General features: G+C 74.8%; 21 protein-coding genes and 1 riboswitch. Of the genes, 10 read left to right on the top strand and 11 right to left on the bottom strand.

The genetic code is table 11. The features are described from left to right. Window positions 1-70: 70 nt before the first annotated feature. From JK356_RS08825 to rsmH, 3 genes are read right to left on the bottom strand one after another with little or no spacing between them, the layout of a single operon-like run. Window positions 71-1,966 (bottom strand): penicillin-binding protein 2, encoded by a 1,896-nt coding sequence (locus tag JK356_RS08825; protein ID WP_201867026.1) that lies wholly within the window; start codon window positions 1,964-1,966, stop codon window positions 71-73. Next, window positions 1,963-2,352 (bottom strand): septum formation initiator family protein, encoded by a 390-nt coding sequence (locus tag JK356_RS08820; protein WP_201867025.1) that lies wholly within the window; start codon window positions 2,350-2,352, stop codon window positions 1,963-1,965. The genes JK356_RS08825 and JK356_RS08820 overlap by 4 nt, the downstream gene beginning before the upstream one ends. After that, entirely contained in the window at window positions 2,345-3,325 is a 981-nt protein-coding gene (gene rsmH / locus JK356_RS08815) for a 16S rRNA (cytosine(1402)-N(4))-methyltransferase RsmH (protein ID WP_201867024.1), read from the bottom strand. The genes JK356_RS08820 and rsmH overlap by 8 nt, the downstream gene beginning before the upstream one ends. A gap of 254 nt (window positions 3,326-3,579) precedes the next feature. Between rsmH and JK356_RS08810 the strand changes: the two genes are divergently transcribed. The 4 genes from JK356_RS08810 to JK356_RS08795 all read left to right on the top strand — a co-directional run bounded on the left by JK356_RS08810 (window position 3,580) and on the right by JK356_RS08795 (window position 8,945). Continuing rightward, on the top strand, window positions 3,580-4,092 hold the full coding sequence (locus JK356_RS08810; protein ID WP_201867023.1) for a carbonic anhydrase: 513 nt from the start codon (window positions 3,580-3,582) through the stop codon (window positions 4,090-4,092). A 133-nt stretch (window positions 4,093-4,225) separates the two neighbouring features. Continuing rightward, on the top strand, window positions 4,226-5,218 hold the full coding sequence (locus tag JK356_RS08805; RefSeq protein ID WP_201867022.1) for a MoxR family ATPase: 993 nt from the start codon (window positions 4,226-4,228) through the stop codon (window positions 5,216-5,218). Next, window positions 5,218-6,513, top strand: coding sequence for a DUF58 domain-containing protein (locus JK356_RS08800; protein WP_201867021.1), 1,296 nt, complete (start codon window positions 5,218-5,220; stop codon window positions 6,511-6,513). The genes JK356_RS08805 and JK356_RS08800 overlap by 1 nt, the downstream gene beginning before the upstream one ends. After that, on the top strand, window positions 6,510-8,945 hold the full coding sequence (locus tag JK356_RS08795) for a DUF3488 and transglutaminase-like domain-containing protein (RefSeq protein WP_201867020.1): 2,436 nt from the start codon (window positions 6,510-6,512) through the stop codon (window positions 8,943-8,945). Before JK356_RS08800 ends, JK356_RS08795 begins: the two co-directional genes overlap by 4 nt. 176 nt (window positions 8,946-9,121) lie before the next feature. On the opposite strand, the gene JK356_RS08790 is transcribed toward JK356_RS08795, so the two are convergent. The 8 genes from JK356_RS08790 to JK356_RS08755 all read right to left on the bottom strand — a co-directional run bounded on the left by JK356_RS08790 (window position 9,122) and on the right by JK356_RS08755 (window position 15,998). Further along, on the bottom strand, window positions 9,122-9,517 hold the full coding sequence (locus JK356_RS08790) for a DUF3040 domain-containing protein (RefSeq protein WP_201867019.1): 396 nt from the start codon (window positions 9,515-9,517) through the stop codon (window positions 9,122-9,124). Window positions 9,518-9,708: 191 nt separating this feature from the next. Next, window positions 9,709-10,530 carry a methyltransferase gene (locus JK356_RS08785; protein WP_201867018.1) on the bottom strand — a complete coding sequence of 274 codons (822 nt, stop codon included), beginning with the start codon at window positions 10,528-10,530 and terminating at the stop codon, window positions 9,709-9,711. A gap of 62 nt (window positions 10,531-10,592) precedes the next feature. Further along, on the bottom strand, window positions 10,593-11,063 hold the full coding sequence (locus JK356_RS08780) for an SAV_6107 family HEPN domain-containing protein (protein WP_201867017.1): 471 nt from the start codon (window positions 11,061-11,063) through the stop codon (window positions 10,593-10,595). A 517-nt stretch (window positions 11,064-11,580) separates the two neighbouring features. Further along, window positions 11,581-12,699 carry a hypothetical protein gene (locus JK356_RS08775; RefSeq protein WP_201867016.1) on the bottom strand — a complete coding sequence of 373 codons (1,119 nt, stop codon included), beginning with the start codon at window positions 12,697-12,699 and terminating at the stop codon, window positions 11,581-11,583. Window positions 12,700-12,715: 16 nt separating this feature from the next. Next, complete coding sequence (metF, locus tag JK356_RS08770; protein ID WP_201867015.1) at window positions 12,716-13,642, bottom strand: methylenetetrahydrofolate reductase [NAD(P)H]; 927 nt, start codon at window positions 13,640-13,642, stop codon at window positions 12,716-12,718. Between the two features lie 72 nt (window positions 13,643-13,714). Continuing rightward, complete coding sequence (gene thiE / locus JK356_RS08765) at window positions 13,715-14,377, bottom strand: thiamine phosphate synthase (protein WP_201867014.1); 663 nt, start codon at window positions 14,375-14,377, stop codon at window positions 13,715-13,717. Beyond that, the gene (locus JK356_RS08760; protein ID WP_201867013.1) at window positions 14,374-14,739 is read right to left on the bottom strand and encodes an Rv2175c family DNA-binding protein; all 366 of its coding nucleotides are present in this window, start codon (window positions 14,737-14,739) and stop codon (window positions 14,374-14,376) included. The genes thiE and JK356_RS08760 overlap by 4 nt, the downstream gene beginning before the upstream one ends. A gap of 32 nt (window positions 14,740-14,771) precedes the next feature. After that, window positions 14,772-15,998 (bottom strand): FAD-dependent oxidoreductase, encoded by a 1,227-nt coding sequence (locus JK356_RS08755; protein WP_307815480.1) that lies wholly within the window; start codon window positions 15,996-15,998, stop codon window positions 14,772-14,774. Between the two features lie 85 nt (window positions 15,999-16,083). Continuing rightward, window positions 16,084-16,195, top strand: a riboswitch (TPP riboswitch). On the opposite strand from JK356_RS08755, the gene thiO reads away from it, so the two are divergent. The 6 genes from thiO (at window position 16,187) to JK356_RS08725 (ending at window position 22,951) form a co-directional block, all read left to right on the top strand. Continuing rightward, window positions 16,187-17,371: a glycine oxidase ThiO gene (thiO, locus tag JK356_RS08750; RefSeq protein WP_201867011.1), complete on the top strand. Its 1,185-nt coding sequence runs from the start codon at window positions 16,187-16,189 to the stop codon at window positions 17,369-17,371. It overlaps the preceding riboswitch by 9 nt. A 5-nt stretch (window positions 17,372-17,376) precedes the next feature. Continuing rightward, the gene (gene thiS, locus JK356_RS08745; RefSeq protein ID WP_201867136.1) at window positions 17,377-17,586 is read left to right on the top strand and encodes a sulfur carrier protein ThiS; all 210 of its coding nucleotides are present in this window, start codon (window positions 17,377-17,379) and stop codon (window positions 17,584-17,586) included. Between the two features lie 8 nt (window positions 17,587-17,594). Further along, window positions 17,595-18,500 carry a thiazole synthase gene (locus JK356_RS08740; RefSeq protein ID WP_201867010.1) on the top strand — a complete coding sequence of 302 codons (906 nt, stop codon included), beginning with the start codon at window positions 17,595-17,597 and terminating at the stop codon, window positions 18,498-18,500. Between the two features lie 55 nt (window positions 18,501-18,555). Further along, complete coding sequence (locus JK356_RS08735) at window positions 18,556-19,719, top strand: septum formation family protein (RefSeq protein WP_201867009.1); 1,164 nt, start codon at window positions 18,556-18,558, stop codon at window positions 19,717-19,719. A 91-nt stretch (window positions 19,720-19,810) separates the two neighbouring features. Beyond that, window positions 19,811-21,799, top strand: coding sequence for a Stk1 family PASTA domain-containing Ser/Thr kinase (gene pknB / locus JK356_RS08730; RefSeq protein WP_201867008.1), 1,989 nt, complete (start codon window positions 19,811-19,813; stop codon window positions 21,797-21,799). 261 nt (window positions 21,800-22,060) lie between these two features. Next, entirely contained in the window at window positions 22,061-22,951 is an 891-nt protein-coding gene (locus JK356_RS08725) for a transglycosylase SLT domain-containing protein (protein WP_201867007.1), read from the top strand. The last annotated feature ends 49 nt before the right edge of the window (window positions 22,952-23,000 follow it).

The following is a 23,000-nucleotide window of genomic DNA, read 5'->3' as shown; positions in this document are numbered from 1 at the left end:
ATGCTTCTGGTGCTATTGGTGCGTGTGATGCGTCAGTGCTGCGCGGGTTCTGCGGGGACCCCGGGAGGTGCTACTCCGCGGGGTCGAAGGTGGTGGTCAGTCCCTCGAACTCCTCGCCGGACGGCGGGATCTGGAGCGCGGCGAGGGTGAATCTCATGACCTCGTTGAAGACCGGGCCGCATACCTCGCTGCCGTAGTAGCTGCCCTCGGTCGGGTTCTGCACGGCGCAGTAGACGGTGATGCGGGGGTCGTCGGCGGGCGCGAACCCGGCGAACGAGGAGGTGTAGCCGTTGTAGGTGCCGGTCTGCGGATCCACCCGGTTGGACGTGCCGGTCTTGCCCGCGACGCGGTAGCCGGGGATGGCGGCGGCGCCGCCGGTGCCCTGCGGATCGGTGACGACGGTCTCCAGCATGCGGGTCAGCTGGGTGGCCGTCCGCTCGCTGACGACGCGCTCCCGCTCCGGCTCGGGGGCGGGCCGGAACTCGCCGTCGGGGCCGGTCGTGCCGCGCACCAGCGAGGGTTCGACGCGGACGCCGCCGTTGGCGATGGTCGAGTACACCGAGGCGGCCTGGACGGCGTTGACCGACAGGCCCTGGCCGAACGGGATCGTGTACTGCTGCGAGGCGTTCCACTCCTCCGGCGGGGCGAGGATGCCGGGCGTCTCGCCGGGGAAGCCCAGGCCGGTGGGCTGGCCGAAGCCGAAGCGGGTCAGGTAGGAGTACAGGACCTCGTTGGCCTCCTGCTGGGTGTCGCCGAGTTCCTCGGCGGCCAGGATGGTGCCGATGTTGCTCGACCGGGCCAGCACGCCGGCGAGCGTGAGGTAGTACGTCTCGTGGTTGTGGTCGTCGGCGAAGTTGCGGTCCGCGCGCGGCAGGCGGTTGGGCACGGTGACGTGGGTGTCGGGCGTGGCGGCGCGCTCCTCCAGCACGGCGGCCATGGTGGCGACCTTGCTGGTGGAGCCGGGTTCGAAGGCGTCCTGGAGCGCGGGGTTGCCCAGCCGACCGGGGTCGGCGGCGGAGATGTCGTTGGGGTCGTAGCCGGGTGCGGAGGCCAGGGCCAGGATCTCACCGGTGACGGTGTCCTGGACGACGACGTAGCCGCTGTCGGCGCCGGACTCCTCGACCTGCTCGGTGATGGCGTGCTGCGCGGCCCACTGGATGTCGCGGTCGAGAGTGAGGGCGACGTCGGTGCCGGGCACCGGCGGCTGCTCGGACTCGCCCGCGGTCGGCACCCGCCGGCCGCCGGACTGGGCGTAGGTGATGGTGCCGTCCTCGCCGGAGAGCTGGTCGTCGAGGCTGGCCTCCAGGCCGCCCGCGCCGTGGTCCTCGGCGTTGACGAAGCCGAGCACGGCGGCGGCGAGGTCGCCGTTGGGATAGACGCGCTTGGCGTTCTCCTCGGAGAAGACGCCGGCGAGCACCTGGGTGCCGGTGCCCTTGGACTCCTGCTGGGCGAGGTTGGCCCGCAGGTCCTGGATCTGGCGCCAGGTCTGCGGGGTCTGCTCGCGGGCGAGCACGACGTGCCGGGTGCTGGTGTCGCTGAGCAGCCGGGTGAGGTCGGCCTCGTCGCGGCCGAGGATGGGGGCCAGCAGCGCGGAGGCCTGGGCGGGTGCGTCGGGGATGCCCGTCTGCTCCTCGGTGAACAGGTACGGGTCGGCGGTGATGTCGTAGGCGTCGACGGTCGTGGCCAGGGCGACGCCGTTGCGGTCGGTGATGTCGCCGCGCTCGGCGGTCAGCGGCACCTCGACGTACCGGTTCAGCTGGGCCTGCTCGGCATACGAGGCGGCGTCCACGGCCTGGACCTGGAGCAGCCGGACGGAGAAGACCAGCATGACGAGCGTCAGGCCGACGCCGATGAGCCGGAGCCGGGGGCGGGGGTTGCCCAGGCGCAGCGCGCCGCCACCGGGGCGGCTGCCGGACGGCCGGGGTCTGCGGGGGCGCGGAGGGCCCTGCGGGGTGCGGGCGGTCACGGTGCGGGCTCCTCGGTGGCGGGCTCGGGCTCGCCGAGGACCGAGCCGTCCGGCTGGAGGAAGGCGGGCGGCCCGGCGGGGACCAGGCCCAGCTCGCGGGCGCGTTCGGCGAGCGCCTCGGGCGCGGAGTAGGCGTCGACCTCGGTGCGGAGTTCCTGCCGTTCGTCGGCGAGTTCCTGGGTCTGGCGGCGCAGCTCGCTGAGCTCGAACGAGCCCTGGTTGAGCGAGGCGTTCAGGAACAGCAGGGTCAGCATGCCCAGGCCCAGGAGCACGACGATGAGCAGGACGAACGGGGTGCGCGCCGCTCCGGAGCCCGCCTGGCCGGCTCCGGAGCCGGCCAGGCGGGCCAGGCGCAGGCGCGCCGGGAACGGGGAGCGTTCAGGCATCGACGGCCTCCCTGACGCGTTCGGCGGCGCGCAGGCGGGCGGGCGCGGCGCGCCGGTTGGCGGCGGTCTCCTCGGGTGCGGGCCGCTCGGCGCCGCGGGTCAGCAGGCGCAGCCGCGGCTGGTACCGCTCGGGCACGACCGGCAGGCCCGGCGGCGCGGTGCTGGTGGCCTGCGCGGCCAGGGCCCGCTTGACCATGCGGTCCTCGAGCGAGTGGTAGGAGAGGACGGCGATCCGGCCCCCGACCACGAGGGCGGCGAGCGCGGCGGGAAGGGCCCGCTCGAGCGCGGCGAGTTCGCCGTTGACCTCGATGCGCAGCGCCTGGAACGTCCGCTTGGCGGGGTTGCCGCCGGTGCGCATCGCGGCCTGCGGCAGCGCCTCGCGGATGAGGGCGACGAGGCGGGCGCTGCTGGTCAGCGGCTGCCGCGCGCGCTCGGCGACGATGGCGTCCGCGATGCGGCGGGCGTGGCGCTCCTCGCCGTACTCGCGCAGCACGCGGGTGAGTTCGCTCGCCGGGTAGGTGTTGAGAACGTCGGCCGCGCTGAGACCCGTGGTCGGGTCCATGCGCATGTCCAGCGGCGCGTCCTGGGCGTAGGCGAAGCCGCGTCCGGCCTCGTCCAGCTGCATGGACGACACGCCCAGGTCGAAGAGGACGGCGTTCACCCGGGGGGTGCCCAGGCGGGACAGCACGGCGGGCAGCTCGTCGTAGACGGCGTGCTGGAGCGTTACCCGGTCGCCGTGGCGCGCCAGGCGCGCACGGGCCAGGCGCAGCGCCTCGGGGTCGCGGTCGAGCCCGATGAGCCGCAGCCCGGGGAAGGCGTCGAGGAGCGCCTCGGCGTGACCGCCCAGGCCGAGCGTGCAGTCGACGGCCGTGGCGTCCGGGCCGTGCAGCGCCGGCCCCAGCAGCTCCAGGCAGCGCTGGAGCATGACGGGGTGATGCCGGACGTCCGGCGGCCGGTCGTTGCTGGTCGTCATGGGCCTTCCGGGAGGTGAGGTCGTGAGACGCGAAGACGGCGGGCCCGGGGCCTTCCACTGCGCGTCACCCTAGCCCACCTGTTTCGCCGGTCAATCACCGTGGTCCTTTTGAGGCGTTCCGCCCGGCGGCAGGCGCCGGGCGGGTCAGGGGCGGGTGAGGTGCATCACCTCGTGCGTGCGTGTACTCAGGTCCGCGGGGCGCCGGGGCGGTGCGGACGCGGCGGAACGCGCCGGGCGCGTACTACCGTCATCGCATGCGAACGGTTATCGATGAGCTGGTCAGCGCCAACCGGCGGTACGCGGCGGAGTTCGAGCCCCCGGGCATAGACGCGCGTCCCGCGCGGCGCGTCGCCGTGGTGGCGTGCATGGACGCCCGGCTCGATCTCCACGCCGCCCTCGGACTCTCACTGGGCGACTGTCATACCATCAGAAATGCTGGCGGCGTGGTGACGGACGACGTCATTCGTTCGCTCACGATCAGTCAGCGTGCCCTGGGCACCCGCGCGGTGGTGCTGATCCACCACACGGGCTGCGGTCTGCTCGACCTCACCGAGGACTTCCGGCACGAACTGGAGCGCGAGGTGGGGCAGAAGCCCAACTGGGCCGTCGAGTCCTTCACCGACACGGAGCAGGACGTCCGGCAGTCCATGGCCAGGGTGCGGACCTCCCCGTTCCTTCTTCACACGGAGGACGTGCGCGGGTTCGTCTTCGACGTCGCGACCGGGCTGCTGACGGAGGTCGACCCCGCCGGTCCGCCCGCCCGGTGACGTGCGGACACGGTTGTGTGAAGAATTGCTTGCGGGAGGCAACCGGCCGGCGTGAAACCGGTGTCGGTGACTGACGGGCACCGGGCCGCGTCCAGACGGCGCCGGGCGAGGGAGACGGGCCGAGGAGGGCCGGGTGACGACCTATGAGCAGCAGTCCGCGTTCACGGGGCTGAGCACCACCGCTAACCAGGTGCGCCGGGCGGTGGAGAGCGTGATCGAGGGCAAGCCCGAGGTCGTGCGGCTGTCGCTGACGGTACTGTTTGCCGGGGGGCACCTGCTGCTGGAGGACGTGCCGGGTGTCGGCAAGACGATGCTGGCCAAGGCGCTGGCGCGGTCGATCGACTGCTCGGTGCAGCGCATCCAGTTCACGCCTGACCTGCTGCCGTCGGACATCACCGGCGTCAGCGTCTACGACCAGGAGCGCCAGGAGTTCGAGTTCAAGCCGGGGGCGGTGTTCGCGCAGATCGTCATCGGCGACGAGATCAACCGCGCCTCGCCCAAGACGCAGTCGGCGCTGCTGGAGTCGATGGAGGAGCGGCAGGTCACGGCGGACGGCCGCACCTACGAGCTGCCCAGCCCCTTCATGGTGATCGCCACCCAGAACCCGGTGGAGATGGAGGGGACCTACCCGCTGCCCGAGGCACAGCGGGACCGCTTCATGGCCCGGATCTCCGTCGGCTACCCCAGCGCCGAGGCGGAGATGCGGATGCTGGAGTCGCACGGCGGGTACTCGCCGCTGGACGCGATGCGTCCCGCCACGCACGCCCAGGAGATCGCCAAGCTGATCCAGTCGGTGCGCGACGTGCACGTGTCCGACTCGGTGCGCCGGTACGTCGTGGACCTCATCACCGGCACGCGCACGCATCCCGAGCTGCGCCTGGGCGCCTCCCCCCGCGCCACCCTGCACCTGCTGCGCGCCGCCAAGGCGGCGGCCGCGCTGGCGGGGCGGGGCTTCGTGCTTCCCGACGACGTGCAGAGCGTGGCCGTGCCCGTGCTGGCGCACCGGCTGCTGCCGACGGCGCAGGCACAGATGAACCGGCACACCACGGAGCACCTGGTCGCTGACATCGTCCGCCGGACCTCGGTACCGGACCCGTACGCGGCGCAGCGGCTGCGGGGGATGTGATGGCCCTGCCCGGCCCGGCCGGCGCCGGCGCGGATGACCGTGGCCCGCTGCGGGCAGCGTTCAGCGGGCTGACGACCCGCGGCAGGTCGTTCCTCGCGGCCGGCGGCGCGGCAGCGGCCTGCGCGTACCTGCTGGGGCAGTCGGACCTGCTGCGCGTCGGCGCGCTGCTGGTGGCACTGCCGCTGCTGTGCGTGGTGATCGTCCACCAGACGCGCAGCCGGGTCGCGGCGGCGCGGCGGCTGACGCCCGCGCGCGTGGACGCCGGCACGGACGCACGGGTGCACCTGCGCGTGGAGAACGTCGCCCGCGTCCCCAGCGGGATGCTGCTGCTCCAGGACCGCCTGCCGTACGCGCTGGGGCCGCGGCCGCGGTTCGTGCTCGACCGGATCGAGCCAGGGGAGCGGCGGGAGGTCACCTACCGGGTGCGGTCCGACCAGCGCGGCCGGTACCCGATCGGTCCGCTCCAGCTGCGGCTGGCCGACCCCTTCGGCATGGTCGAGCTGACGCGGTCGTTCCACTCCTACGACATGATGACGGTGCTGCCCCGGGTCGAACCGCTGCCGCCGGTGCGGCTCGGCGGCGACGCGGCCGGCGGGGACGACGGCGCGGGCCGCACCGTCGCGGTCAGCGGCGCCGACGACATCATCCCGCGCGAGTACCGGCACGGCGACGACCTGCGGCGCGTGCACTGGCGCTCCACGGCGCACCGCGGAACGCTGATGGTGCGGCGCGAGGAACAGCCGGTGCGGGCGCACTGCACCATCCTGCTGGACACCCGGCGCGTGGCGTACGCCGGCGCCGGGCCGGGCTCGCCGTTCGAGCGGGCGGTGTCGGGCGCGGCCTCGGCGGTGCGGCACCTGGTGGAACGGGACTACGTGGTCCGGCTCGTCACCGAGACCGGGCTCCAGCTGCCGGGGCCGGAGACACACGCCTCCGGCGGCGAGGTCCTCGACCTGATCATGGACGCGCTCGCGCTCATCGACCACTCGGCCGAGACCGGCCTGGACGGCGCCGGGACGGCGCTGCGCGGCGCGGACAGCGGGCTGATCGTGGCGTTCCTCGGCGCCGTGGACCGCACCCAGAACGAGGTGCTCGGGCGGCTGCGGCAGCGGGCCACGGGCTCGGTGGCCTTCGTGGCCGCCGGGCAGGTCGACCCGGGCCTGGAGGCGACGCGGCTGGAGCGGCTGCGCGCATCGGGCTGGACGGCGCTGCCGCTCCAGCCCGGCGTGCCGCTGGGCCAGCTGTGGCAGCAGGCGGCGCAGGAACTCGCGGTACGCGGCGGGGGACGGTCATGAGCTACGGAACGACGGGCGCCCGGACGGGCGGGGCACTGCGGAGCGGGCTCCGGCTCGCGGGCGCCGCGTGGCTGGCCACGATGGCGGCGGCGAGCGCGCTGCTGCCGCTGGTCACGACGCGCGGCTGGCTGGTGGAGGCGGGAGCGCTGCTCGCCGCGCAGACCGCCACCGGGCTCGGGCTGCGGTGGCGCGAGCTGCCCCGGGCGGTGGTCGCGGCCGGCCAGGCGCTGGTGTCCCTGGTGCTGCTGACGGCCATGACCGTGCCGGACGAGGCGCTGGCCGGGCTGGTCCCGGGCCCGGAGGCGTTCGGGGAGCTGGGCGTCCTGCTGGACGCCGGGGCCGACGACATCGGCCGGTACGTGGCGCCCGCCCCGGTGACCGACGGGATACGGCTGATGCTGCTGGGCGGCGTGCTGCTCGTCGGGCTGCTCGTGGACATCCTGGCCGTCACGCTGCGCGCGGCGGCGGCGTCGGGGCTGCCGCTGCTGGCGATGTACTCGGTGGCGGCGGGCGTCAGCCCCGGGGAAGACGCCTGGCCGTACTTCCTGTGCGCCGCCGCGGGCTACCTGCTGCTGGTGCTGGCCGAGGGCAGGGACCGGCTGGCCCGGTGGGGGCGGTACTTCCCCGCCCCGGGCCCGCCGGCGCTGGGCGCCGCGTCCGGCCCCCGGGTACGCACCGGCCGGCGCATCGGCGCGCTCACCCTCGGCGTCGCCGCCGTCACGCCGCTGCTGCTGCCGGGGCTCGGTGACGGGCTGCTCGGCCTGAACGAGCGGGACGGCGCCGGCCGGGAGCGGCAGCAGGACATCACGGCCGTCAACCCCGTCGTGGCGCTGCAAGACCACCTCAACCAGCCGGAGGACCGGCCGGTCCTGGACTACCGGACCGACGCGCCCGACCCGGGAGACCTGTACCTGCGGCTGATCGCGCTGGACGAGTTCGACGGGGAAGCGTGGCACTCCTCTGAGTGGCACGAGTCCGGCCAGCCCGCGCCGCCCTGGCCGGTACCGGGGCTCACCCAGCCCGGCCCGGACACGGTCACCACGAGGATCCAGGCGCGCCAGGGCTACGCGCAGACCTCGCTGCCCGTGCCCTACCCGGCGGTCAGCGTCATCGGCAACGGCACGTGGCTGTCCGGCTGGCTGTACGACCGGGGCTCGCAGACCCTCGTCTCCCCCGACCCGGAGGCCACCGTGGCGGGCCGCTCGTGGGAGGTGACCCACCGCGTGCCGGACACCTCGCCCGAGACGCTGGCGAACGCGCCGCGTCCCCCCGACGAGGTGCTCGACTACTACACGCGGGTGCCGGACAGCCTGCCTCCCGAGGTGCGGGAGACCGCCCTGTCGGTGACCGAGGGCGCGGCCAGCGACTACGAGCGGGCCGTGGCACTCCAGGAGTGGTTCACGCGCGACGGCGGCTTCCGCTACGACACCTCCGTGGCCTCGGGCTCCGGCAGCGAGGCGATCGTGAACTTCCTCAACGACCGTGAGGGGTTCTGCGTCCACTTCGCCTTCACCATGGCGGCCATGGCCCGCACCCTGGACATCCCGGCCCAGGTCGCGGTCGGCTTCACTCCCGGCCAGCGGCAGCCGGACGGCTCCTATGAGGTCGGCATCCACAACGCGCACGCCTGGCCGGAGCTGTACTTCGAGGGCGTCGGCTGGGTCCGCTTCGAGCCGACGCCCGGCCAGGGCACCACACCGGACTACACGCGCCCCGAGGAGGACCCCGTCTCCCCGGACCCGAGCCAGCGGCCGGAGGAGACCGAGCGCCCGGAGGACGAGGAGACCGCGCCTGAGCCGTCGCCGACCCCCAGCCCGGAGCAGCCCGAGGGGTGCGACCCGGTGACGGGCGAGTGCGCGGACGACGCGCAGCCGCGGACCCCGGAGAGCGACGACGACGGCGCCGGGCTGGCCGTGTCGTGGCCCCTGGTACTGGGCGGCGGCGGAGGGCTGCTGGCCGTGGCGCTGGCGATGAGCCCGCTGCTGTGGCGGCGCCGGGGCCGGGCGCGGCGGCTGGGCGCGGAGACGGGGGCGCTGCCCGCCTGGCGGGAGCTGACCGACACGGCGTGGGACTTCGGTGTGACGCCCGTGGTCTCCGAGACGCCGCGGCAGGCGGCCCAGCGGATCGTGCGGGTCCGGGGGCTTGAGGGGGAGAGTGCGGCGGCCGTCCACCGCGTGGCGGACGCCGTGGAGTACGAGCTGTACGCGCCGGGCGGCGCGGGCGCCAGCGGCCAGCTGGCCGCCGACGTGCGGGCGGCAAGCGACGGCATGCGGGCCGCTTCGGGGCGGTGGGAGCGGCTGCGGGCATTGCTGCTGCCGCGTTCCGCCATGCGGGTGATGCACGCCGCGGCGGCGCGGCGGATCGCGCTCACCGAGCGGCTCGGCGCCACGCTCCGGCGGGCCCTGCCGGGCCGGCGGGGGCACGCGGCCTGACGCCCCCTGGCACCGCCCAGGGGGGTCGCTGGAAGGTGCTGTCCCCTGCCCGCGCCAGCGCGCGGGCAGGGGCAGAAGACGGTTGTGGGAGGGCCCCTTCGGCTCAGGGGCCCTCCCACCACTGAGAAGACTCAGAACGTGGCCGCGCGGACGCGGAGCGTTCAGATGGAGAGCGTTCAGTCGCCCTGCTCGTCGCGGCGCCGCTGCCAGCGCTGCTCAATGCGGTCCATCATCGAGCGGCGCTGCCGCTGCGGCTTGCTCCGGCCGCCCACGCGGCCGCTGGGGCCCTGCACGCCGGGCGGCGGCGACTTGCGCCAGGCCGTCACGCCGACGGCGGCGCAGCCAAGCATGATCAGGAAGCCCACCACACTCAGCCACACCTGCTGGGCGACCATGCCGCCCATCAGGAGTGCGATACCCAGCAGGAATCCGGCAACCGCCTGGTAGACCCGCTTGCGGGAGTACGTGCGCAGCTCATTGCCCTCAAGCGCCGTCGCGAATTTGGGATCTTCGGCGTAGAGCGCTCGCTCCATCTGTTCGAGCATGCGCTGCTCGTGATCCGAGAGCGGCACGGAGTCCTCCTACTCGTCGGTCGCGGTGGCGACCGGATCCGACTCTTTCAGGATAGGCAGGGAAACCTCCCTGTGAAACCCACCCCTGTACGCCAATTTCGCCCACCAGACGGTGGCCCGCCGGAGCAGTGCGGGCTGGTCATGTTGTCCTTCCCGCGCCAACCGAGGGTCATTCCCGATGATACGAGGAGCTACGGCCGTTCCGGCAGCTCGGCCAGCACGTGCAGCTCGGCGGCGATGGCGCGGAATGCCGGCTCGGTGGCGGCCTCCGCCTCCAGCCGGGTCAGCGAGCGCAGTGCCTCCGGCTGGGCGTCCACCAGCGAGCCCGGCACCAGGTCGGCGAAGATACGGACTCCGTGGATCTCGCCGGGCACCAGGCCAGCGTCGCGGACCAGCGACGTCAGCTCCTCGGCGGTGAACCGGTGCGGCACCGGGTCGGCCTCCCCCCAGCGGCCCGACGGGTCACGCAGCGCGTGGACCGCGTCGTCGAAGCGGCCCGCCAGCGCACGGGCCAGGACCGTGCCGCCCGCGCCGGCCGCGAGCAGGCTCAGCGTCCCGCCGGGGCGCAGCGCGCCCGTCACGGCGCGCATGGCCGCCGCGGGAGCCTCCACGTGCTCCAGCACCCCGTGGCACAGCACCAGGTCATACCCGGCGCGCGCCGCCACCTCGGGCAGGTCACGGGTGTCCCCCTGCACGCCGCGCACGCTCCCCTCGGCCACGCCGGCCTCCGCCGCCCGGCGCTCGAGGGCGAACAGCGCGTTGGGGCTGGGGTCGACGACGGTGACGCGGTGGCCGAGCCGCGCGATGGGAACGGCGAAACTGCCGCTGCCGCCGCCCGTGTCCAGAACGTCCAGCGACTGCCGGGCCCGGGCGCGGGCGCGCGCTTCGAGGGCGCGGCGCAGCGCCTCCCAGACGACTCCGGACCGCAGCGCCGCGTGTCGTCCCGGCGGCGATCCCGGCACGGACACCGGCGACGCGCCCGCGGGGCGGCGCGTGCTCGTTTCTGGGGGCATGGCGGGCGGCTCCTTCAGGGGTCGTCGCCTGGGCGGCAGGCCTTCGGTGGCCTGCGCTAAGCCTACGACGCCGCCGGCCCCAGCGGCCCGTCCTCACCGCGCAGCACCGGCTGGCGCAGCAGCATGCCCTCGACCAGCCGCAGGAAGTAGGCGGCGGCCCTGGTCAGTTCCGCCGCGTCACGCTGCCCGGCCACGCCGCGTATGCCCGCCTCGATCCTGGCGCGGCGCTCGGCGCTGGCGGAGAACAGCCTGCTCCACTCGGACAGTTCCGGAGCGATCTCGGGCAGCACCTCCCACACGCTGCGGATCCGCCGGCGGCCGCGCGGCGTCGTCTCCGGGCGGCCGCGCACCGCCAGCACGGCCGCCGCCGTGCGCAGCGCGGCGAGGTGGGCCGCGACATACGCCTCCTGCGGGTCGGACAGCGCCGACGCCTCCTCAACTCCCCGCTCGGCCTGGGCGAGCAGGTCGAGCGCCGCAGGGGGAGCGGGCGCCCTGCGGGGCACCGGGTGCACATCAGTCGGAAGTCCGGTCATGACGAGCCTCCAGTCGTCAACCAGCGGTGCGCCGCTGGCGGTCTTCGCATCTGAGCACATGGTGAACCATGGCACTGACAATCCGGCCGCCGAGCGCGCGCACCGCCACATCCGCGTCCCTGCTCTTTGCGCTCGCGGTCCCCCGCTTGGCCCCGCGCGCAGCCCTGGGCGCGGCCCGCGGAACCGGAAAGGCCGCACACGGCGCCGCCACACGACGGGGCGGGCAACCGGAAGCCCTCCCGGCTTCCCGGCTGCCCGCCGTCTCCCCCTCCCCCCTCGGCGGCGCGGGCCGGTGCAGTCCGCCGCCCCGTGCCGGCGGTCCGCACCGGACCTCGTCCGTCACGGGTGAGCCTGCCGGAAGGCGGAGCGCCGTCTCATCCGCACGCCTACTCATCTGAGTACTCAGGCGTGGCGGCGGGTGCCTGAGTACCCTCGCCGGCCCGCCGTCCGCACGGCGGAGGCCCGGGGCTTCGCGTGCGTGCGAAAAGCCCCGGGCCCCAAGCCGCTGGCCCGCCGGTCAGTACGCCGGGCCGCCGCCGTACGGATGGCCGTGCCCCGGGGAGTGCCCCGGGGAGCCGTACCCCTCGTCGCCGGCGTACGGGTCCGGCTGCTGCGGCGGATAACCGTACGACGCGGCGTCGTCCGCCGGCGCGGCATCACGCTGCTGCGGCATCCACACGCCGCCGGGCGGCGTCTCGGTGTAGGTCTCCGGGTACGGCTGCGGGGCCGCCTGCGCGTACTCACCGGGCTCACCGGGGCCGGGGCCCCACCCTGGTTCGGGCCCGCCGTACGGCGCCTGCTCCCCCAGCGGGTCCCCGGCGTAGCCGGACTGGGCGGGGAACGTCTCGGTCGCGTAGTCCGGGTACGTGCCTGCCGCGGGCTCCGCCGGGGTGCCCGCGCCGCCGATGTAGGGGTCCGAGTACGCCGCGTAGATACCGCCGCCGTCGCTGCCGGCGTACGCGGCGGCATACGGCTCGGCGTACGGCTGCTCCGGCTGGTGATCCGGCTCCTGGCCGCCGTAGCCGGGCCCGGCCCCGTACGGCTCGCCCGGCGGGTAAGGCGGCGGGTCCTGGGGCGGCGCGCCGGCCGGGCCCTGCGCCGCCGTGAGATCCACGCCGTCCGCGGGGGTGTCCGCCGGGGAAGCCGCCGGGTCGCCGGGCGCGGGCCCCGCCGGGGTGTCCGCGTAGCCCTCCGCCGGGGTGTCCGCGTAGCCGTCTGCGGGAGTATCCGCAGGGGTGCCGGCCGGGCCGTAGCCGTCGTACCCGGCGGCGTCGGACAGCGGGTCGTCAGCGAGCGGCTCCAGCGGCCGCATCTCCTTGGGCGGGCTGGGGGCGGGCGGGTCCTGCCGCTTGCCGTCGCGCCTGCGGCGGCTCGTGCCGGGCTTGCCGCCCAGCGCCCAGCCGGTGGAGAAGCCGCGGCGGAAGGAGAGCGTGACGAAGGTCTGGCCGACCGCGAACCCCGCGGCGCCCACGGCGATCACAGGAACCGAGGGCAGCACCACGCCGAGAACGACGAGGAGGAAGCCGAAGAAGGCGACCAGCCGCCAGCGCAGCCTCGCCTTGTACTGCAGCAGCACTTCCCCGAGGAGCCACAGGGCGACGATTCCGAACGCGACGTAGAGGACCGTCCAGCCCATGTACGCCCCTCTCTGCTCATGTCCGCTGGTGCAGACCGAGGTTCTTGTAGACGTCCAGCGTGGCCGTGGAGTGACTCGATGTGTTCAGCGTGATGAAGTGCAGCCCGGGGATGTCTTCCTCCATCAGCCGCGCACACAGCTCCGTGGCGAATTCGATCCCGACCGAGCGTACCGCCAACGGGTCGTCCTTGACCGCGAGGATGCGGTTTTCCAGCTCGGGCGGGAACGTGGCGTTGCTCAGCTGCTTGAAACGCTCGATCTGCCGGATCTGCGTGATCGGCATGATCTCGGGAATGATCGGCGTCTCGCAGCCCGCGGCGGCCACCCGGTCGCGCAGCCGCAGGTAGTCCTCGGGGTAGAAGAACATCTGCGTGATGGCGAAGTCGGCCCCCGCCCGGCACTTGTTGACGAAATGCCGGATATCGGTGTCCCAGTCGGTCGACCGCGGGGGCATCTCGGGAAACGCCGCGACGCCGACGCAGAAATCTCCTGATTCCTTGATGAGCCGGACCAGTTCCGCGGCGTATGTCACGCCCTGCGGATGCGGGGTCCACTCCCCCATCGGATCGCCCGGCGGGTCGCCGCGCAGCGCCAGCATGTTCCTGATGCCGGCCGCGGCGTACTGGCCGATGATGTTCCGCAGCTCGGCCACGGAGTGGTTGACCGCCGTCAGGTGGGCGACGGGAGTGAGCGTCGTCTCCGTGGCGATACGCTCGGTCGCCCGCACCGTGCGCTCACGGGAGGAACCGCCCGCCCCGTAGGTCACGGAGACGAACGTCGGCCCGAACGCCTCGACGCGGCGGATCGCATTCCACAGCGTCCGCTCCCCCTTCTCCGTCCGGGGAGGCGTGAACTCGAAGGAGTACGAGCGCTCACCCGCGGCGAGCAGCTCTCGCACGGTCCGGGCACGACGCGCCATCGTGCTGGGCATCCCTAGGGCCATAATCCGCAGGTTACCCCCACCCGCCAGGCCACATCCCGGCGCCCGGAGGCACCCGTGCGCACCGGGGGGCGCTCACAGCGGGCGCTCCCGCAGCCGCGCGGCCAGCTCGGCCGCGGCGGCGCCGGGGTCGTCCGCCTCGGTCAGCGCCCGGACGACCACGACACGGCGGGCGCCCGCGTCCAGCACCGGCTCCAGCGTGGACGCGTCGATGCCGCCAATGGCGAACCACGGCACGCGCGGCCGCCGCTCCGCCGCGTACCGCACCAGGGACAGCCCCGGCGCGGGCCGCCCGGGCTTGGTCGGCGTCGGCCAGCACGGGCCCGTGCAGAAGTAGTCCACGGCGGGGTCGCCGAGCGCCGCGTCGACCTCCGCCTCGGCGTGCGTCGACCTGCCGATCACGATGTCCGGGCCCAGCAGGGCACGGGCCGCCGCGACCGGCAGGTCGCCCTGGCCCAGGTGCAGCACGTCCGCGCCCGCCGCGTGCGCCACGTCGGCGCGGTCGTTGACCGCGAGGAGCGCGCCGTGACGGGCGCACGCCTCGGCGACGACCGCGAGGTGCTCCAGCTCCTCGCCCGCCTCCAGCGGCCCGCCGGGCCCCTTGTCGCGCAGCTGCACGATGTCGACGCCGCCGGCGAGCACCGCGTCGAGGAACTCCGGCAGGTCGCCCTGCCGCCGGCGCGCGTCGGTGCACAGGTACAGCCGCGCGCCGGCGAGGCGGGCGCGGACGTCCGTCACACGGCCAGCGCCTGCGCCCTGCGCTTCACCTCCGTCCCGCGGTTCTCCCGCAGCGCCTGCGTGGGCGTGCCCGGCAGGCTGTCGTCCGGGGTGAACAGCCACTCCAGCATCTCCTCGTCCGTGAACCCGTCGTCTCTCAGCAGCGTGAGCGTACCGACGAGGCCCTTGACGATCTTGTCCCCGTCGAGGAAGTCGGCGGGGACCATCAGGACGCCGTTCTCCCCGCGGCGCACCGCGATCAGCTGGCCTTCCTTGACGAGCTGGCGGACGCGGGTCACCGGGACGCCGAGCCGCTCGGCGACGTCGGGCAGGGTGAGCCAGGAGGGGACGAGGGCATCGGTCTTCGGATCGATCTCGGTCACGTGTCCAGCCTGCCATCCGCCACCGGCAGCCGTCAGCGGACAGCGGCCTTCAGGGGGACCGACGGGTCGGCGGCGCGCGCCGGATCGAGCGCCGCGCCCGCGGCCATCAGCTTCCTGCCCTGCGTGAGGTCGCGCGGCCTGCCGACCGCGAGGACGGCGGTGAGCCTGCCCTCACGCAGCCAGCACGCCGTCCACGCCGCCTCCTCGGGCGAGCCGCGCCACAGCAGCTCGTCGCCGGGCTCGTGCAGCCCGGCGTACTGGACGTGGCGGCCGAACTGCTCCGACCAGAAGTAGGGGACGGGATCGTGGCGCGCACCGTCGCGGCCGAGCACCCCGGCCGCGACGGTGCGCGGCCCGGTCAGGGCGTTGTCCCAGTGCTGGACCAGCAGCCGCCGCCGGTAGCGGGCCGACGGGTAGGAGGCGCAGTCGCCGGCCGCCCAGACGCCGGGCGCTCCCGCGCGCAGCCGCTCGTCCGCCAGGACCGATCCGTCGTCAGCCAGCGGGATGCCCGAGCCGGCGAGCCAGCCGGTCGCCGGCCGCGAGCCGACGCCGACGAGAACGGCACCGGCGGCGATCACGGTGCCGTCGGCGAGCTCCACCTCGCCGCCCCTGGCGCCGTTCCCGGCCCTGACCGCCCGAACCCGCGAGCCGGTGAGCAGCCGGACGCCCGCCTCCTCGTACCAGCGGTGCATCGGCGCGGTCACCTCGGCCGGGAGCGCGCCGTGCAGCGGGTGGCTGGCGGCCTCGACGACGGTGACCTGGCAGCCGGCGGCGCGGGCCGCCGTGGCCGCCTCGGCGCCGATCCAGCCGGCGCCCGCGATCACCAGGGCGAGCCGCTCGTCGAGCGCGCCCCGCAGCCGCCGGGCATCGTCCAGGGTGCGCAGCACGTGCACGCCAGGCACGCCGGCCGTGCCGGGCAGCGTGACGGCCTCGGCCCCGGTGGCCAGCACCAGGTGGTCGTAGGGCTCGGGCCCGGCGTCGGTATCGAGCACGCGCGCCGCGGTGCGCACGCCGGTGGCGGTGGTCCCCAGGCGCGTCTCGACGCCGAGCGCAGCGAGGTCCACGCCGAGTTCCGGCCCCGCGTCCGCGCTGGCCGTGCCGAGCAGGACCTCCTTCGACAGCGGCGGCCGGTCGTAGGGCGGGTGCGGCTCGGCGCCGACCAGGATCACCCGGCCCTGCCAGCCCTGCTGCCTCAGCTCGGCGGCGGTCTGGACCCCGGCCAGGCCGGCGCCGGCGATGACGACGCGTTCTTCGGTCACGGCGCCCAGCGTACGGGCGCCCCGCCGGCCCGTCGCCGCCCGGCTCGTCGCCCGGCCCGGCGGCACCCGTACTAGGCTGGCCGCGTAAGACATGCACGGGAGCCCGGCGCACCGGGCTGAGAGGGAGGCTGCGCGGCCTCCGACCGTAGGAACCTGATCCGGGTCATGCCGGCGAAGGGAGAAGCCGCGTGAGCACGCGCACGCACAGCGGCGGCCATGCCGCGCTCGACGTCCTGGTCATCGGCGGTGGTGTCATCGGCCTGGTCACGGCCTGGTACGCGGCGCGGCGCGGGCTGCGCTGCGCCGTCGCCGACCCCGGGCCGGGCGGCGGCGCCGCGGAGGTCGCTGCGGGGATGCTGGCCGCCGTCACCGAGCTGCACCACGGCGAAGAGGCGCTGCTCGACCTCAATCTGGCCTCCGCCGCCCGCTATCCGGACTTCGTGGCGGCGCTGGAGGACGCCGCGGGGACGGGCGTCGGCTACCGGGCGTGCGGCACGCTCGCGGTCGCGCTCGACGCCGACGACCGCGCGCTGCTGCGTGAGCTGCACGCGCTCCAGGAGCGCTGCGGCCTGCGTACCCAGTGGCTGACGGGCCGTGAGTGCCGCCGGCTGGAGCCGATGCTCGCGCCCGGCGTGCGGGGCGGGCTGCGCGTGGACGGCGACCACCAGGTGGACCCGCGGCGGCTGGTGGCGGCGCTGCTGACGGCCTGTGAGCGGGCGGGCGTGGTGTTCCACCGCGCGCTCGCGCGTCAGCTGACGGTGGCACACGGCCGCGCCGCCGGCGCGGTGCTGGCGGACGGCACGGCCGTCGCGGCGGGCGCCGTGGTGCTGGCCGCCGGGTGCCGCAGCGGCGAACTGGCGGGGGTGCCGGCGGAGGTGGTGCCGCCGGTCCACCCGGTCAAGGGACAGATCCTGCGGCTGCGCGTGCCGCCGGCGCATGCGCCGTTCCTGGCGCGGACGGTGCGCGCTGTGGTGCGCGGCAGCCAGGTGTACCTGGTACCGAGAGAGGACGGTGAGCTCGTGATCGGCGCCACCACCGAGGAGCGCGGCTGGGACACGACCGTCACCGCCGGCGGCGTCTACCAGCTGCTGCGGGACGCGCACGAGCTGGTGCCGGGGCTGACGGAGCTGCCGCTGACGGAGTGCCGCGCCGGCCTGCGGCCCGGCTCGCCCGACAACGCGCCGCTGCTCGGCCCGAGCGGCCTGGACGGGCTGTATCTGGCGACCGGCCACTACCGCAACGGGGTGCTGCTGGCGCCGCTGACCGGCGAGGTGCTGGCCGAGTGCGTGACGGGCGGCGGACCGCCGGCCGTCGCCGCGCCGTTCCGCCCGGGCCGTTTCGCGGTCCGGCGCGCGGAGGAGGTGCCGGCGTGAGCGCGCTGAGCGTCTGGGTCAACGGCGAGCGGCGCGAGGTCGAGCCGGGCACCTCGCTCGCCGCCCTGGTCGCGGCGCTGGCGGGCGCGACCGAGGCGCCGCCGGGGATTGCCGCCGCCGTCAACGAGACCGTGATCCCGCGCGGGCAGTGGCCGGGGACCGCCCTGGCCGAGGGCGACCGCGTCGAGGTGCTGACCGCCGTCCAGGGAGGCTGACAACCGCGATGACCCAGGCCACGACGACCGGCGAGGCGGCCGGTGAGGCGACGGACGTCACCCGCCGCGGGGCGGACGCACCCGCAGACGCACCCGCGGACGCACCCGCAGACGCCGTGTCAGACACCGCGGCGGGCGCCCCGCAGGACGATCCGCTGCTCATCGGCGGCCTGCGGCTGGGCTCCCGCCTGATCATGGGCACGGGCGGCGCGCCGAGCCACGAGGTGCTCGGCCGCGCGCTCGCCGCCTCCGGCACGGAGCTGACGACCGTCGCGATGCGCCGCCTGGAGCCGGGCGCGCCGAAGTCGGTGCTGTCCGTGCTGGCGGAGCTCGGCATCCGGCCGCTGCCGAACACCGCGGGCTGCTTCACCGCCGGGGAAGCGGTGCTCACGGCCCGGCTGGCGCGTGAGGCGCTCGGCACCGACCTGGTGAAGCTGGAGGTCATCGCCGACGAGCGGACGCTGCTGCCCGACCCGGTGGCGACGCTGGAGGCGGCGGAGACGCTGGTCGATGACGGCTTCACGGTGCTGCCGTACACCAGCGACGACCCGGTGCTGGCGCGGCGCCTGGAGGACGCGGGCTGTGCCGCCGTGATGCCGCTGGGCTCCCCCATCGGCTCCGGGCTCGGCATCCGCAACCCGCACAACATCGAGCTGATCACGCAGTCAGCCCGGGTGCCCGTCATCCTCGACGCGGGCGTGGGCACGGCCTCGGACGCGGCGCTGGCCATGGAGCTGGGCTGTGACGGCGTGCTGCTGGCCACGGCGGTCACGCGCGCCCAGCGGCCGGTGGAGATGGCGGCGGCGATGCGGCACGCGGTGGCCGCCGGGCGCCTGGCGTACCGGGCGGGCCGCATCCCGCGCCGGAGGTTCGCGCAGGCCTCCTCCCCCGCCGAGGGGCGGGCGGACTTCTAGGCCGGGCACTGGGTTAGGCTCGCCGCCCGCAGCCGTTCTTCGCGCGAGGAGACCGATGGACGCACCCCAGCCGCCCGGCGCGCCCGGCACCTGGCCCCCGCCTCCGCAGCAGTCCTGGCCGCAGCCGGCGCCGCCGGCGCGGCCGTACAACCGGCTGGCCGTCGGTGCGTTCGCCTCGGTGCTGCTCTTCCCGCTCGCGCTGGTGCTGGGCATCGTCGCGCTCGCGCGGCTGTCGCGCGCCGGGAACACCGAGCGGGGCAGGGGACTGGCCATCGCGGCGCTGGCGGTGGCGGGCGCCGAGATCGCGGCGCTGTCCGTCATCGTGCCGGTCGCCGTCTTCGCGCACGAGACGGACGGCGACCGCGCCCGGGAGGACGTCGCGCGCCGGGAGCGCCCTGACGACGGGGAGCCGCCCAGCACGGACCCCGGCCAGGACACGGACCGGGCCGGCGAGGAGATCAGCGTCTACAACCTGCGCGTCGGCGACTGCTTCGACAGCGGCCAGAGCCTGGCCGGGAACGGGGCCGGGAACGGGAACGGCGACGGGACGGGGGCGGTGCAGACGGTGACCCGGCTGCCGTGCGACGTGCCGCACGAGGCCGAGGCGTACGGCACGGTGGAGGTCACCGGCCACGACTCCTTCCCTGGCAGCGACGAGCTGTCCGACCTCGCCTACCGGGAGTGCGGGGAGCTGCTCCAGCCGTACGTCGTGGACGTCTGGACGCTGGGCACGGACATCCAGACCTTCTCCTTCTTCCCGCAGGAGACGAGCTGGCGCCTGGGCGACCGGGAGATCCTGTGCGCCCTGGCGCGGACCGAGGGCAGCGCGCTCACCTCCTCGCTGCGCGGCGACGCCAGCGCGCTGAACGACGAGCAGCTGGCCTACCTGGAGATCACCACCCCCCTGGAGGTCGTGATCTGGAACGAGCCGCAGCCGGACGAGCCGCTCAGGCGGCAGCGGCAGTGGGCGGAGGAGATGACGCAGACCATCGCCGCCGAGGCCGACGCGCTGCGCGCGCATGAGTGGTCGGCGTCGGTCTCCGGCCTGGTCTCCGATCTGGTGGCGGCGCGGGAGCGGAGCCTGGAGCCGTGGGAGGCGGCGGCCGGGGCGCGGAACCTCACCGAGTTCAACAGCCACTACGCCGAGGGCTGGGAGACGCTGGGCCTGGCGGAAGAGGTCGCGGTCCGGCAGGTGCTGGGGCTGGCCACCGGCGAGTGAGGCGGCCGTCGGTCACCGTTCCGCTGCAAAACCGTCCGCCTGGCGTCACCGCGAGGGCCGGGCCGCGTGGTCGAACGTAGACTCGGAAGCTGTGGACACCACCCTCAGTGACCCGCTGATCGGCCGCCTGATCGACGGACGTTACCGCGTCGATCAGCGCATCGCCGTCGGCGGCATGGCGACGGTCTACCAGGCGACGGACACCCGCCTGGACCGTGAGCTGGCGCTGAAGGTGATGCATCCCTCGCTGGCCGAGGACCCGGCCTTCGTCGAACGGTTCATCCGGGAGGCCAAGTCGGTCGCCAGGCTGACGCATCCGAACGTCGTGGGCGTGCTCGACCAGGGCACGGACGGCGACTGCGTGTACCTGGCCATGGAGTACGTGCCCGGCTGCACGCTGCGGGACGTGCTGCGGGACCGGGGGGCGCTGACGCCGCGCGCGGCGCTGGGCGTGCTGGAGCCGCTGCTGGCGGGGCTGGCCGCCGCCCACCGGGCCGGCCTGGTCCACCGGGACATCAAGCCGGAGAACGTGCTGATCGGCGACGACGGCCGCGTCAAGGTAGCGGACTTCGGGCTGGTGCACGGCGTGGGCACGCAGACGTCCGCGACGACGGGCTCGCTGCTGGGGACGGTGTCCTATCTGGCGCCCGAGCAGATCGACGGCGGGGAGGTCGACGCCAGGACCGACGTCTTCGCCTGCGGCGTGCTGCTGTACGAGATGCTGACGGGTGCCCGGCCGCAGGCGGGTGACACGCCCGCGCAGGTGATGTACGCCCGGGTCAACGAGGACGTGCCGCTGCCCTCGCTCGTCGCCGAGCACCTCGCGCCCGAGCTGGACGGTCTGGTGGCGCGGGCCACCGCGCGCGAGCCGGAGCGGCGGCCGGCGTCGGCGGCCGCCCTGCTGTCGTCGGTGCGGGCGGTGCGGGGGGCGCTCACGGACGAGCAGTTCGACGCCGGGCCGCCGGCGGCGGAAGCTGCCAGCGCCGCGGCCGGGACGGCCGGCGGGCCCGGCGGCTCGGAGGAGCCCACGCGCGTCGTTCCGCCGCTGGCCGCGGCGGCCCCGGAGCCCACCACGCGCCTGACGGCCGGTGCGCCGCCGGAGCCCGTGGCCGCGCCCGGGTCCGGCCAGCTGCTGGTGGGTATGGGGCGCGACGACGGCTCGGCCTTCGACGACGAGTCCGGGTACGTGCCGCCGCGCCGCCGGCTGTCGCGGCGCGGGAAGGTCTCGCTGATCGTGGGCGCCCTGCTGCTCCTGCTGGGGGGCGCGGGTGTGTGGTACATCAACGCCGGGCAGTTCCAGCGGACGCCGGGCGTGTACGGGCTGCCGTCGGCCGAGGCCGAGGAGACGCTGCGGGACGCCGGGCTGCGGGTCCGCTTTGAGGAGGCGTTCTCCGAGACCGTGGAGCCGGGCCACGTGATCACCACCGATCCGGAGCGCGGCGAACGGGTGCGGCGGAACACCACCGTCACCGTGACCGTCTCGCTGGGCCCCGAAATGGCCGAGGTGCCCGATGTGGAGGGCCTGCCGCTGGCGGAGGCGCAGGAGCGGCTGCGGGAGGCGGGGCTGACGCCGGGTGAGGAGATCCGGGAGTTCTCCGCCCAGGTGCCGCGCGGCGCGGTGGTGCGGACCGACCCCGCGGCGGGTGAGCAGCGGCGCCCGAACTCGGCGGTGGACCTGGTGGTCAGCCGCGGGCGGCAGATCAGGGTGCCGGACGTGGTAGGCCTGCCGGAGGGCGAGGCCATGCAGCAGCTGCGGGAGGCGGGCCTTGCGGTGGAGGTCGCCGCGGAGCGCGTCTACTCCGAGGAGGACGCGGGCACGGTGGCACGCCAGTCCCCCGGCGCCGGCCGGTCGGCCGGAGAGGGCGACACGGTCACGCTGACGATCTCGCGGGGCCCGGAGATGGTCCGGGTGCCCGACGTGGTCGGCGAGGACCAGGACCGGGCGGTGGAGATCCTGGAAGACGCGGGTTTCGAGGTGAACGTCAACCGCATCTTCCTGACCGGCACGGTCTTCAGCCAGTCCGTCGACGGCGGTGACCGGGCGCCGCGCGGGTCGACGATCACAATCTGGGTCCGCTGAACGGCGGTGTGAACAGAGGCCGGTCGGGTGTGAGTCGGCTCATAGGACTTTCGTCATCTACGACGATCGTTCGTTTTAGCGCCGCCTCGTCGCGACCGGCCTGCTGACAGGGCGTCGCCCCCTTCCGTGCCCGGGTATTTCTTCGTTCTCCACTAAGAAGAATAGTAATTGGGGTTATTGCGCCGCGAAAATCCGGCCTGTTACCAATGCGACGCAATGAACGCACCGACGCGTTGCACCGCCCAGCGCAAAGGACCCCGTATGCCCGCTCACCACAGTCTCGCCAGGCTCCGGACGGCGCGATCGCGAAAAAGCACGACCGCGGCGCTCGCCACGGCAGGCGCCGCCGCGCTCGCGTTCACCCTCGTCTCCGTTCCCGCCGACGCCCAGCAGGGCACCGCGGCCCGGGCCCGCGGTGACGTGGGGACCACCCCGGCCGGGCACCCCGGCGCCGCCAAGGACGTCGCCGAGGCCACGCCCGTCACCCCCGCGTGGCAGCTGAAGGCCGCCCCGCCCGCCCACGGCGACCGCGACGCTGACCAGAAGCGGCAGGGCTCGCAGGACGCCGAGGGCACCGACGGCTCCGACGAGGTCGTGCTGTCCCTGGCACCCGACGCCGGGGCCGGCGAGGACGAGGGCCTGCGCTCCCCGGCCGGCGAGCAGCAGGTTCCCGCTCAGGGCGAGGCCGGCGCGCCGGCGCCCGAGCCCGCCGACGAGGGCACCCCGGCACCGGAGGAGCCCCCGGCCGAGACCCGCGCGGCGCCTTCGGAGACCGGCGCCGGGCCGGCCCGCCCGGCCGCCGCACCGCAGGCCGCGGCGACCGAGTCCTACGCCGACAATCTCGACGGATGGATCCGCGAGTCTCTCGACATCATGGCCGCGAATGGAATTCCCGGCACTTATGAGGGGCTGTACCGGAACATCATGCGCGAGTCCAGCGGCAACCCCAACGCCATCAATCTCTGGGACATCAACGCGCTGAACGGAACGCCGTCGATTGGCCTGCTCCAGGTCATTCAGCCGACGTTCGACGCCTATCACGTGCCGGGCACCCCGTACGACATTTACGACCCGGTCGCGAACATCTGCGCCGCCGCCAACTACGCGGCTCACCGCTACGGTTCGATCGACAACGTCTACGGCGCCTACTGACAGGCCTGCTGCCGGGAGAACCGGCAACGGACCGGACGTGCCCCGGCCG

The sequence above is a fragment of the Streptomyces sp. 7-21 genome (genome assembly GCF_016741785.1).
Taxonomy (GTDB): Bacteria; Actinomycetota; Actinomycetes; order Streptomycetales; family Streptomycetaceae; genus Streptomyces.
The sequence above is the reverse complement of the archived record's forward strand: the minus strand, read 5'-3'. Positions and strand labels throughout refer to the sequence as shown.